This window comes from Burkholderia sp. M6-3 (assembly GCF_050858985.1).
Lineage (GTDB): Bacteria > Pseudomonadota > Gammaproteobacteria > Burkholderiales > Burkholderiaceae > Paraburkholderia > Paraburkholderia caledonica.
In genome coordinates, this window is sequence record NZ_CP110091.1 from 931,664 (window position 1) to 944,422 (window position 12,759).

The 12,759-nt window shown below is 57.2% G+C and carries 8 protein-coding genes; 6 read left to right on the top strand and 2 right to left on the bottom strand.

Going from position 1 to position 12,759, the window contains the following annotated elements:
• The first annotated feature begins 64 nt into the window (after nucleotides 1-64).
• From cyoA to OH764_RS21505, 5 genes are all read left to right on the top strand, one after another.
• Complete coding sequence (gene cyoA, locus OH764_RS21485) at nucleotides 65-958, top strand: cytochrome ubiquinol oxidase subunit II (protein ID WP_498850711.1); 894 nt, start codon at nucleotides 65-67, stop codon at nucleotides 956-958.
• Nucleotides 959-961: 3 nt separating this feature from the next.
• A complete protein-coding gene (gene cyoB, locus OH764_RS21490; protein ID WP_498850712.1) occupies nucleotides 962-2,977 on the top strand; it encodes a cytochrome ubiquinol oxidase subunit I in 2,016 nt (671 codons plus the stop codon).
• Nucleotides 2,978-2,980: 3 nt separating this feature from the next.
• On the top strand, nucleotides 2,981-3,589 hold the full coding sequence (gene cyoC / locus OH764_RS21495; protein WP_498850713.1) for a cytochrome (ubi)quinol oxidase subunit III: 609 nt from the start codon (nucleotides 2,981-2,983) through the stop codon (nucleotides 3,587-3,589).
• The gene (gene cyoD / locus OH764_RS21500) at nucleotides 3,590-3,922 is read left to right on the top strand and encodes a cytochrome o ubiquinol oxidase subunit IV (RefSeq protein WP_498850714.1); all 333 of its coding nucleotides are present in this window, start codon (nucleotides 3,590-3,592) and stop codon (nucleotides 3,920-3,922) included.
• Between the two features lie 1,933 nt (nucleotides 3,923-5,855).
• Nucleotides 5,856-7,178 carry a hypothetical protein gene (locus OH764_RS21505; protein ID WP_498850715.1) on the top strand — a complete coding sequence of 441 codons (1,323 nt, stop codon included), beginning with the start codon at nucleotides 5,856-5,858 and terminating at the stop codon, nucleotides 7,176-7,178.
• A gap of 127 nt (nucleotides 7,179-7,305) precedes the next feature.
• On the opposite strand, the gene OH764_RS21510 is transcribed toward OH764_RS21505, so the two are convergent.
• Together OH764_RS21510 and OH764_RS21515 are read right to left on the bottom strand one after the other, a co-directional pair.
• Nucleotides 7,306-8,328 (bottom strand): ATP-grasp domain-containing protein, encoded by a 1,023-nt coding sequence (locus OH764_RS21510; protein ID WP_498850716.1) that lies wholly within the window; start codon nucleotides 8,326-8,328, stop codon nucleotides 7,306-7,308.
• A gap of 104 nt (nucleotides 8,329-8,432) precedes the next feature.
• Nucleotides 8,433-9,314, bottom strand: coding sequence for a GlxA family transcriptional regulator (locus tag OH764_RS21515; protein WP_027779766.1), 882 nt, complete (start codon nucleotides 9,312-9,314; stop codon nucleotides 8,433-8,435).
• A gap of 1,125 nt (nucleotides 9,315-10,439) precedes the next feature.
• Here OH764_RS21515 and OH764_RS21520 point away from each other — a divergent pair.
• Nucleotides 10,440-12,758 carry a P-loop NTPase family protein gene (locus OH764_RS21520; RefSeq protein ID WP_498850717.1) on the top strand — a complete coding sequence of 773 codons (2,319 nt, stop codon included), beginning with the start codon at nucleotides 10,440-10,442 and terminating at the stop codon, nucleotides 12,756-12,758.
• Nucleotide 12,759 lies beyond the last annotated feature (1 nt).

Below are 12,759 nucleotides of genomic sequence, written 5' to 3' on the forward strand. Positions count from 1 at the left end.
GTCTGGTCTTCATGGCGAGAACATTTTGTAGCGTTCCAGATCGGTCCATGGAAATCAGGCAGATATGGTGAATAAGAAGACCATTGAACGGGTGTTGGTACCCGTGGGGGCTGGACTCGTCGCGTGTCTTGCGGGGTGCAGCAATCTCGACGTGCTCGATCCAAAGGGCAGCGTAGGTGTGGCCGAAAAGTCGCTGATCAGTACGGCGACAATGGCCATGCTGATCGTCGTCGTGCCGGTGATCGTCATGATCCTGGTGTTTGCCTGGCGTTACCGCGCAAGCAATCGTAGCGCGACCTATGCACCAGAGTGGGCGCATTCCACGGCAATCGAAACGGTGGTGTGGACCGTTCCCACTCTCATTATTCTGTTCCTCGGAATTCTGACGTGGAATACCACGCACGAACTCGACCCATACCGACCCATCGAATCGGCGGTCAAGCCGATCAAGGTCGAGGTCGTGGCGCTCGACTGGAAGTGGCTTTTCATCTACCCGGAACTCGGCGTTGCTTCGGTCAATCAGCTTGCGTTCCCCGTGGGTACACCGGTTGATTTCAAGGTCACGTCCGATTCCGTGATGAATTCGTTTTTCATCCCGCAACTGGGAAGCCAGATCTACGCAATGGCGGGCATGCAGACGCAACTCCATCTGATAGCCGACCATGCCGGCGATTACGCCGGTATCTCCGCGAACTTCAGTGGTAAAGGTTTTTCCGACATGAAGTTCCGCGCGCTCGCCGTGACGCCCGCTCAGTTCGACGCGTGGGTCGAAAAAGTGAAGGCCTCGCCGCGCCGGCTCGATATGAACGAGTACAACTCGGTGGCGCAACCGAGCGAGAAGGAGCCCGTCGGCTATTTCTCGACGGTGGACCCGAAGGTCTTCACGAACATCATTGCAAAGTACAACAACGGCAATGTCCTCGATTTGCAGAACAGCAATTGCCGCACAAGGGGTTAGCATATGCTCGGAAATCTGACACTCTCCGCGATCCCGTTCGATCAGCCCATCATCATGGGAGCGGGCGCACTCATGATCGTCATGGTGCTCGCCGTGGTCGCGACACTGACGCGGCTCCATAAATGGAAATGGCTATGGCACGAGTGGCTGACTAGCGTCGACCACAAAAAGATCGGCGTCATGTATATCGTGGTCGCGGTGCTGATGCTCGTGCGCGGCTTCGTCGACGCGGTCATGATGCGTCTTCAGCTTGCTCTGACGTATCACTCGCCAGGCTATCTTCCACCGCACCATTACGATCAGATCTTTACGGCTCACGGCGTCATCATGATTTTTTTCATGGCAATGGCGTTGATGGTCGGCCTGTTCAATCTGGTGGTGCCGCTGCAGATCGGAGCGCGCGACGTCGCGTTTCCCTTCCTCAATTCGCTCAGCTTCTGGATGACTGCGATTAGTGCGATCCTGATGAATCTGTCGCTCGTGATCGGAGAATTCGCGCAGGTCGGCTGGCTCGCGTATCCGCCGTTGTCGGAGTTGAAGTTCAGTCCGGGCGTCGGGGTGGATTACTACATATGGAGTCTGCAACTGTCAGGTGTCGGCACACTGATTACGGCGATCAACTTCTTCGTGACGATCGTGCGGATGCGCGCGCCCGGCATGACGCTGATGAAAATGCCGGTGTTCACGTGGACGGCGCTCTGTTCGAACGTGCTGATCATGGCCACGTTCCCGATTCTCACGGTGGCCTTGGCGCTGCTCGGGCTCGACCGCTACATGGGCATGCACTTTTTCACGAACGAAGCAGGCGGCAACGCAATGCTTTACCTCAATCTGATCTGGGCATGGGGCCACCCCGAGGTCTACATTCTGGTGTTGCCCGCATTCGGCATTTATTCGGAAGTCATTGCGACCTTTTCGAAGAAGCCGTTGTTCGGCTACCGGACGATGGTTTATGCAACGTGCGCAATCATGGTCCTCGCGTTTCTCGTCTGGCTGCATCACTTCTTCACGATGGGCTCGGGTGCGGACGTCAATGCATTCTTCGGCATTATGACCATGGTCATTGCCATTCCAACCGGTGTGAAGATATTCAACTGGCTGTTCACGATCTACCGCGGGCGACTCGAGTTTTCCGCGCCCGTGTTGTGGACGATCGGTTTCATGATCACGTTCACTATCGGCGGCATGACCGGCGTGATGATGGCGATTCCCGGTGCGGACTTCGTGCTGCATAACAGCCTCTTTCTGATCGCTCACTTTCACAACGCGATCATAGGTGGCGTGGTCTTCGGCTACCTCGCAGGCTTCCACTACTGGTTCCCGAAAGCATTCGGTTTCAAGCTGAACGAGAAGCTCGGCAAGTGCGCGTTCTGGTGCTGGTTCGTGGGCTTCTATGCTTCGTTTATGCCGCTCTACGTGCTGGGCTTCATGGGTGTGACTCGCCGTCTGAACCATTACGACAACCCGGCGTGGCATCCGTGGATGATTGCGGCTGCATGCGGAGTAGCCCTGATCGCGGTCGGCGTGGTCTTCCAGGTGGCGCAAGTATGGGTCAGCGTGGCAAACCGCAATAAACCCGAGTACCGCGACGTAACGGGCGACCCTTGGAACGGTCGTACTCTGGAATGGGCGACCGCGTCGCCGCCGCCGGTCTATAACTTCGCCGTCATTCCGACGGTGCATGAACTCGACGCCTACGCTCACATGAAGGAGACGACAAGCGGACTCGCGAAAGTCCCGGCCTATCAGGCGTATCAGGACATTCACATGCCGTCCAATACCAGTGCGGGGTTGCTCATCGGTCTGTTCAGCCTCGTGCTCGGTTTTGCCGGCGTCTGGCACATCACCTGGCTCGCTGTCGCGGCACTGCTGGCTATCGTGGCCACGCTAATTGCACGCAGCTTCGGCGACAACGACGGTTATTACATCTCCGCCGACACCGTGCGGGAAATCGAAAGTAAGCGTGGCCCGGCGGCCGCGGCGGTCCAGAGCCGCGAATTCGAAGCTGTGGAGGCCTGATCGATGTCGCAAAAAACAATCCCTATGGCGCACTACGGCGCACACGATGACCACGGTTCGTCGGATACGGTGTTCGGCTTCTGGCTGTATCTGATGACCGATTGCGTGCTGTTCGCATCGCTATTCGCTGTGTTTGCGGTCATGTCGCATCAGTTCGCGGGCGGCCCGTCGGGCAAGGATCTGTTCGACATGGGCGACGTCGCGGTAGAGACTGCCGCACTGCTGTTGAGCAGTATCAGCTATGGCTTCGCGATGCTAGGCGCCCGGCGCGGCAGGTCCGCCGCCGTCCTGGGCTGGCTTGCGGTGACCTTCGTGCTCGGTCTTGCGTTTCTCTTTCTGGAAATGCGCGAGTTTTCGCACCTGATTGCCGAAGGAGCCGGACCTGGCCGCAGTGCATTTCTGTCGTCGTTCTTCACGCTGGTGGGCACGCACGGACTGCATGTTACGGTGGGCCTCGTATGGATGGCGGTACTGGCCGTGCAGATCATGCAGAGTCCGAAATTGTCGGAACGCCAGATCACGCGTCTCACGTGTCTAAGTCTTTTCTGGCATTTCCTCGACATCGTGTGGATCTGCGTCTTTTCCTTTGTCTACCTCGGGAGCGTGCTGTAAATGGCTCATATGCAATCAGTTCCGGCGCAGCAGGGCAACGGCAGCATGCGCGGTTATGTTGGTGGATTTCTGCTTTCCGTGGTGTTGACCGCCGCTGCCTTCGGGCTTGTGATGCGCGGCGCTTTCCCGGCGCAGACGGCGATGATCGCGCTATCGATTCTTGCTTTCGTGCAGATCGTCGTGCATCTGGTGTTTTTCCTGCACATCGACATGTCGGCCGGACAACGCTGGAACGTCATGGCGCTCGGTTATACCGCATTAGCCGCATTGTTCCTGATCGGCGGCACCGTGTGGGTCATGCATAACGTCAGTATGAACATGATGTCGCGGTAGTCCGTCGCCCGTGCGGTCTTGCGGAACATGGTCGGTCTGCTTGGTCGCGACGTACGGACCAACGCCGGCCGATAGTGCGAGGCGGTCGCAAAGAATGCGCGGGTAGCGCGCAGTTGCGCCGCGACACTGTCGCGGCGCGATTGGATATGCTCGTCTTCGTGGATGAATGACCCGCTCACGTCGACAATGCACCACAATCCCTGCGGATATTCGAGACTTCCTGGGCTGCTCGATTCCGAGCCGTTGCTGTTGAGGATCGTTTTGCCGAACAGGGTGGTGAGTTCGTCACCGGTGACGTTCGACGTCCGCGACATCGGCCGTTGACGTGGCCGCGGCTTACCGACGCATCGAGTTGATAACCGACGCCGAACATCAAAGCAGTCGTGTTCGGGCCGCCGAACGCATGCACGTAGTTAAATTGCGCCTGGGCGATCCAGCGTCGGGCGAAATCATAGGCGGCGCGCACACTCCCCAATACCCCCCCAGCCGTGTGTGTTGGAATAGTCACCTCCGGCGGTATGGCCCGCCGACAGATCGAGCCGGTCGTTCCATGACGACAGGCATCCCGATGCTTGCAGTGCCTGTCCGTCGCGATGATAGTTGGGCAGATGGCCTTCGCTGAGCCATGAAAAACTCCATGCCGCGTATCGTCCCGAGCGCTCGCGATAAATGGCGCTCTATGAACAGGTGTTCGTGCCCGCACTGAAGAGCGGTGGGGCCAGCAGCGAGAATTCCTGTGCCTGCGCGTGCGGCGACAGGCGACGGGCACGTGCGCGCGCCGGCCTATTCGTTTCGCAATGTCGTTGAACGGCGGCGAGCAGTTGAGCCGGCATCTATATACGGCGCACACCTTCTCCTGCGCGAAGTTCGCGAGGCGCGGTACGGCGCCGGCCGCCATCTCCGTGGTGTCTACTCGCCGTTTACATTCGACGACGCGCCAAAGATCAGCGCGATTTCTTCAAAAACGCGACGGCGGGTATCGTCATGATTTAATTTCGCGCGGTTCAGTGTCCAAGATTAAAACTGGACGCTTGATGAATTAATCTGGATTACTACCGCGTTAAATCTAAAGGGCGACGCGGTCGCCGAGCATCAGGACATTTTGATCGCGTTAGTTCACTCGTGGAGTGAGTCGACCACACCCCGTGGTTGGACACTGCCTCTGGCCGCCGTTTCGCCCCGAGCGCTGGAAACTAAAGCGGAATAGCGTAAACCACGAGAAAGGAAATTTCTTCAGAAGATTGAAAGAGGAAATTTCCATCCGTGCGGATATCAAACGACGATGTTGTCCGGTCTACAATCATCTGATTTAAGAATAAATTTCCCGTTCGTTCGATGACGCGTGTCAGATTGGGAAACTATTACTGAAAGTGGCGTCAAAAACGAAACGTCTTACCGGGGTCAGCTAACCCTACGTGCTATCCATCTAATCTTCCGATCATCATCAGAAAGCAGAAATTTTTGCGAAATGCGAAGTTCACGGAAAGGATCGTGCTTTTTGGCCGAAAACGACTATTTTCCATGTGACCTACCTGACATAAGCGGGTACGATTTACCCCTGTCGCGGCATGGAAGCGAACAACTTTCCGAGCAGTGCAGTCACTTGCGTTCTCTTGGTTAAACGTTTGCGCGGCAATGCGACGTGTTCCAGCGGCGAAAGCGCCGCAGCGGTTGTTCCAGATGGTTCATTAAGTATCGCGGCGTCAAGCGCAGCGCGATAGGCGCAGCTTTGTCTGTTTGCCTGGGCATGTCAGTCCACGTTGTCTTTGGCAATGTGATTGCAATTACAGCGGTTGCTGGCGATATGACACGTCATTCTGGATCACTAAGTACAACGAATTAATAAGAGCTGTTTAAAAACAACTCTGCTGAACTTCAAAAACTCATCTTCGGCTTTTTTATCGAGACTTTCTCGACAGTGGGAAAAACAAACATGGTAAAACGACGACAATTTCTTGGAGGCCTGACGGCCCTTGCCGGTAGCTATCTTTTGAGCGCCTGTGGTGGCGGCGGTGAAGACGGCGGCGCGAGCCTGGCAGCCAAGGCTTCCGCAAGCCCAACGGCGAAAGCTGCCGCTGCATCCGCGAACGGAACTGCCATCCCTTCGGCCGCTTCTATCACCGACAGCTCCGGCGACGTATGGACGCTCGCCAACGGCGTGATCTACAGAAACGGCTCTACCGTTGGCAATACGTACAACGTGTCGCTTGTGCTCTGGTATGGCGGCAAGATCTGGCATTGCGGCACCGCCGGTCAGTTCTTCGTGAACGCGGATGTTGCAGAGCAATGGCTCCCTTGCAACGATCCGCGCATCGACGTGGCTCCTGTTCCGGGCAGCTTCTATGGCATGAATGGCCACTACGACTATACGTACACGCCCGAGAAGGTCGTGTCGATTCTGAAGGCCATGAATTGCACGAGCTACCGCGTTGGCGTGTCCGACGATCCGAGGCAATTGAATGCTGTAGTCAAGCTCGCGCAGGCTTTCCAGTCGGCAGGACTCACGCTGCTCGTGTTGATCGACGAGGGTGTGTATGACGCAAGCGGCGCTGTGATCGGAAGTGAGTCGACCGCGTATAGCCGCGGTTACTCCGTGGGTTCGACTGTCGCGAATGCATTGAAGCCCTACGGCGTCACGATCTACGAATGCGGTAACGAGTTGACGCGGCAAGACGCGACCGTAATGGACTTCACCTACGCCGGCTCAAAGGCGAGCGACTTCAACAATGCAAACTGGCCTGTCATGCGCGGCGTCATGCGCGGAATGATTGACGGTGTGAAGTCGGTGCAGTCGTCCGCGAAGTGCGGCATCAACTTCTGCGTTGCAGACGTGGGTGCAGCCGACGCGCTATGGGACGGCAGGCAACCCGACGGCAGCGGTGGTCATCCGCAGGTACGTTGGGACATTACGACCTGGCACAATTACGAAGTCTATGGCGACCTGTTCAACATCGGGACCGACGGCGCAGGTCCGGGCTTCGACCTCGCAACTTACTGCAAGGCCCGCTACGGGGTGCCGCTTATCGTCACTGAATGGAACGCAGGTCCGGAGCGCTCGGAGAGCTACCGCGGAAATTACATCTCGGACAGGCTTGCCGCATTCTACGGCGCACGAAAGACGCACAACATTCAGTCGGTCATGTACTACGTGCTGGATAGCGGGAACAACACCTACGGCATCATGATCAACGGCACACCGATAGACGCGCCGTACAACGCATTCACCAGCTTTACGTCGAGCCACGCCGACACCTGAGCGCGCTTCACCGCTCATCGGTTAATGAACCTGGTTCCCGCCTGCGTTGCAGGCCGGGGCCGGGTTCATTTCGCATCTGATTGCTATTAATAATTGGTTCGTGCTGGGACGATGCGACTGTCCGATGTCAGCGGCAGAACGTGTCCGGAACGAGTCTTCCCCAGTCGTAATCGGTGCTATCCGGCGTGAAGGGCAGAACACCTGCTCCCGGCGTAAAAGTTAGTTCCCCGAAGTACACCAGGTTGTCCGGTGCGTACAGGTCGACGCGAACATAGTCGAAGTCTTCGCAGAGCTTCGTGGCCGCTTGCAGAATCGCGTCGAGGTTCTCGGGGCGGGGTGCCGGCACCGGACTGCGTTTGTAATAACCGATTGCTATGTCGAGATGGTTCCAATCGACGTCGTACACATCGCCTCTTGTGTTCCCGCCAAATCTGTCGGAGATCACCAGGATGTAGATGATGGGTCGTCCGCTACGGCCGCCGAAGCAGTGCAGTTTGTAGTCGGCGGGAATGTTGCCGCTGCTGTCGAGTAGCAGCTGCTCGAAGAAGATGCGCGGCTTGATCTTGCGGTAGTGCCTTTCACGAGCAATCTTGTAGAAGTCGAGCGACAGCCAGTAGTTTGCAAGGTCCCGCAACTGTTCGAATGAAGTTGCCGACTTGTTTTTGACGACCTCCACATAGCTGCTGCCGTGATTTGCCTTCATTACGAATGCATTCGGCAGAGCATCGAACACTTCTTGCGTGAAAGCGTCGGGGACGGCTAGCAACGGTATAACGTGCTTTTCGCCCAGCTTTTTCGCGACATACTCACGGACCGTGAGCTTGTCGGTCAACTCGACGAACCATGGATCCGGCCGCAAGTTCTTCTGCAGGATCTTTTCGTTGAAGGTGGTGGGCCGACGCAGATTCGGGTAGCGGCCAATCTCCTTGTGATGTAGCAGACTGAGAAACAACGGCGCCGGCAGCATCGATTTGGCCGCTTCCTTGAGCCTTCTAACGCTCGATTGTCTGCGCGGTTGCGCTGGCTTTCCGGCGTCGTGCGACAGCAGCCAGTCGTCGGGTACGTCGTCTTCCGACATGCCGGCCTTCCTGCCCCGCAGGGTAGATGTACCGGCTTCGTTGGAGAACCGCGCAGATTTGGTGGTTGTCATTTTCTGTTCCATATCTGATAGCTTGGCGACGCTCGATTCGCGCGCAAAGCCGGACGGCACGGTCTCTCAACCGCGCGCCGCCTGGCTGTGTTGATGCCGGACCGTCAGTCGTCGATTGCCACGCATCGTTCTGCCACTTCCAGGCGCTGTTGCGCGCGGAATTGAGTGGGAGACATGCCGTAGCGTTCCTTGAATAAGCGGCCGAGGCGATTGCCGTCGCCCATTCCACACCGCCGGGCAATCTTGTCTACCGGCAAATCGGTGTTGCGCAGCATTGCGCGAACAACTTCAAAACGGGTGCGCAGCAGGTATTCGAGCGGGGTCATGCCGAACTCAAACTTGAAACGACGCTGATAATTTCGTTTGCTCATGGCCGCGCACTCCGCAGCCTTTGCCACGGAGATAGGGTTGCTGTAGTTCTCCTTGATCCAACGCGCAGATTCGCGAATCTTCTCTGTCGTGGTGGTAATGCTCGCATCGTCCAGTTCGAATTTGTCCGACTCGACATAGGTCGTCTGCAGCATGTCGGCAATCTTTCGGGCGATCTCGGTACTGAGGTCGCGTTCGATTTGCGCAAGGGCGAGGTCTGTCGGCGTGGCACTGCTGGTCCGCGTCGTCGTCGGAGCGTCGTCGAACACGAAGATCGGCACTGTGGAATGCAGCGGATCCTTGCAAATGACGACCATGTTCGCGCCTTGCTGGATATCGAACGATGCAATAGAACCTTGACGGGCTATCCATGAGAGCAGACGGTCGTTGGATTCCAACGCCCTGGCCGCGTCGCGACAGGCGACGAACAACGCGTGGAATTCGCCGAGCCGATGACGCTCGATACTTTGGGTCCAGATCGATATGCCAGACGAACTGGTTACGAGTCCGCCGCTTTCAGAAAGCACTGAAAGCGAATAGGGAGACCCGGGTGCTGTGTCTTCTGACAATTCGTTTGCCAGACGGAATGCGTCGCCGATAGATCCAGCAGTCGCCATGGAGCATTCCTGGGACACTAAGAGTCCAATTTGTTTCGCTGCTTTCCGTGTTGCAGCCTTTGGACTGGTCCGGTGCGCATCAATGTACGACCTGAGAAAATCGGTGGAAGTCGTCACGCTTAGTTCTCCAAACAGGGTGAATCACTGCCTACGTGACGAGATTAGCGTACTCAAATGACCCTGGCGATGGTGGCCGGTAATCGATGGTGTTTTGGCGCAATTCGGATGATTGGAGAAATACTTACCTTGTGTGGCTGAATAAAGGCATACGAAAGCCTGTCCGAGTCAGCAACAATTGCTTGATCGAGCGAATGAGTGGTTGCCGGGGAAAAGACCGCTTTTCGCCCCGAAAGGCCCGTGGCAGAAGGGATTGCGAGGCATTCGACACCAGCAGCGTCGGATCGGCCCCGTCAGAGGAGACAGAAATGGCGCATAACGCTGAATGCGCAGACCGGTATCACTCTGTTACATCCATTGCAGATAGCTACAACACTTTCTAAATTGTGTGTTGCGTGGTGATCTCTTCCACGGAATCGGCCATTAGCACCCGAATTTACGCCCCGGATGATGCACTCATTCGAACCGACGCTATGCTTCACTGCAGCATCTGTAGAAAAGTAGCGGTTGCCCCGGTAGGCGCTATCGAATGCCAGCAATGCGCAATTTCTTCACCTTAGTCATGTAAAGAAGTTGGTTGGGGTGTAGTAATTGCCGTGTCTTTAAGTGCTTTGCACTGACGACGTACGACGAGGCATCGCTCACGTGAGTCCGGGGCGGACCGCGCTTTGCGAAGTCGATCGTAGGTCGGTCTCAGGTGTAATAAAAAGCTAACGATTTGTAGTACGGAATTAAACGCGGAGCGCGGTGTCAAGCGTATCGCTTCGTGATCTGGGGGATTGAAAGTCTGGAGACGGGGGCGAGCCGTGTTGCCAACGGCGCAGCCTTTGATCAATTCAAGCAGGTGGACAGCCACTTGGCTTGGCAAACCATGACGTAGTCCCCGATCAAACGTCGGGCCTACGCCATATGCGTTCCTGTCAGAGACGGCGGGAGCCGCGGACCGTTGGTTGAGCCAGGCGGTGTCGACTCATTACTGTGCCCATCAAACATGGAAGGATCAAACCGGTGGACTACTATCCTCTGAATTCGCTCCCGGCGACTGCCAGTACAGAGCGCGGCCAACTTAGCCCCAGTGCCATGTTGCGTCTGATGCGCGACCATATCTGGGAGATCGTACTTACCACGGTCGTCGTGTTCAGCCTCGCCGCCGCTTATCTGCTCATCGCGTCACCGATCTATTCGGCGGATGTACTCATTCGCGTAGATCCGCCCGAACCGAATGCGCTTGGTCTCGCACTCCAGAATCAGGAGAACCTGCCTCCGCCTGCACCGTCTACTGTGACGGAGATGGGGGTCATGCGCAGCCGCTCCGTGCTCGAGCCAGTGATCCAGCGTTTCCGGTTCGACGTCTCGGTGACGCCGCACAAGCTACCGCTGCTCGGCGACATTGCAGAGAAGTTTGCGACGCCTGGTGAACCATCCCGGCCATGGCTTGGGCTCAAGTCATACGCATGGGGAGGCGAACAGGTAAAGATCGGCACGCTTGACGTTCCCAAAGATCTGGAAGAAGAAAAAATGACGCTGGTTGCTGGAGAGGACAATACCTACGAATTGCGCGGGCCGCAAGATCAGGTATTCCTCCATGGCGTTATCGGCAAACAGGTGTCCAGCAATGGCATTTCAATGCGCGTGGACGAACTTGTCGCGCGCCCGGGCACCGAATTCACGGTAGTGCGGTGGAATGCTGTGGACGCCATCAAGCGTTTCGACGCGACCATCAAGGTTAGCGACAAGGTCAAAGACTCCGGTCTTCTTCAGATCGAGTACACCGACAAGAGTGCGGCGAAGGCTGCTGAAGTCGCGAATGCGTTGGGTCAGCAATACCTGGCGACGGCGATTGCTAGCCGGCAACTCAATGACACCACTACGCTTGCGTTCATCAACGGAGAACTTCCTCGCCTGCTCGCAGACCTGAGGAAAGCCGAAGAAGCGCTAAAGGCATTCCGGGCCAATTCTCAGTCGATGCAGCCGACAGCAGAGGCGCAGGCCTACCTGCAAGGCGGTCTCGACATCGACCGGCAAATCGCAACGCTCCAGCTGCAACGCACACAACTGCTCGAGCGTTATACGCCGCAGAGCCGTTGGGTACAAAGCGTCGACACGCAGCTCGCGCAGCTGAAGAACGCAAAGGCGAGTTTCGACGGACATTTCAACGGTATGCCCGCGTCCGAACGTTCGAGCGTCGATCTGATTCGCGCGCAGAAAGTGGCGGAAACGATCTACCTGGGCATGGTGCAGAAGGCCGAGCAATTGCAGGTGCGGCGCGCAAGTACCACTGGCGGAGCGCACGTGGTCGACGAAGCGATTACGCCGCATCGTCCGGTTAAACCCAAGCCGATTCTGGTGCTTCCTGGCGGTCTCGTACTCGGCCTCGTATCCGGCGTTGTGCTTGTCTTCATGCGCCGACATGTGCTGACGGGCGTAACGGATCCGCGTTATGTGGAACGCAGAATGAGCGTGCCGGTATTTGGCGAAATCCTGTTTAGCCAGCAGCAGTTGTTGCTCGACAGAACGAACGCCAACGCGAAATCGCTGCCTGGTGCTGCCGCGCGAGCAGGACTGCCTCAGCCGGCCACGGGCGGCGTGCCAGAAATCCAGGTGGCGGGCGGTGGCACCAAGGTGCTTGCTGAACGCTTCCCGAACGACACTTCTGTGGAGGCGTTACGAGCAGTGCGCACTTCGCTGGCTCGCGATCTCGCGCATTCACGCAACAACATCTTGATGGTAATCGGGCCGACTCCATCGGCGGGGAAGAGCTTTGTCGCGGCCAACATTGCGACTTTACAGGCCGAGATCGGCGCGCGAGTTCTTCTGATCGATGCCGACATGCGTCGCGGCCATCTTGCATCGCTCTTCAATCAGAGCAATCGCGGCGGACTTTCCGAGGTGCTCTCGGACCGTATGCCACTGCGCAATGCGCTGCGTCATACGGGTATCGACGGTCTCTCGTTCATGTCGTGCGGTTCGCGCCCTGACAATCCAGCCGCCTTGCTCGCGAGACCGCGTTTCAAGGAAGTGCTGGAGCGCCTGAGCGGGCAGTTCGATCTGGTGATCTTCGATACGCCGCCGTTCCTTGCGGTCACCGACGCGTCGATTATTGCGAGCGAAGCGGGTGCATCGCTACTCGTGTTGCGCTCGGGCATGCAATCGGAGGAAGAGATCGAGGACACCGTGAAGAAGATGGAGCGCGCGGACGGCCGCATCGCTGGTGCGGTGTTCAACGGTATTCCGCTTCGACGCAGTACTCGCACGTACGGTTATGCAACCAACTATGCGAGCGACTATGGCGATGCCGACGCAACCAGTGGATCCCTGCGAACGTGAG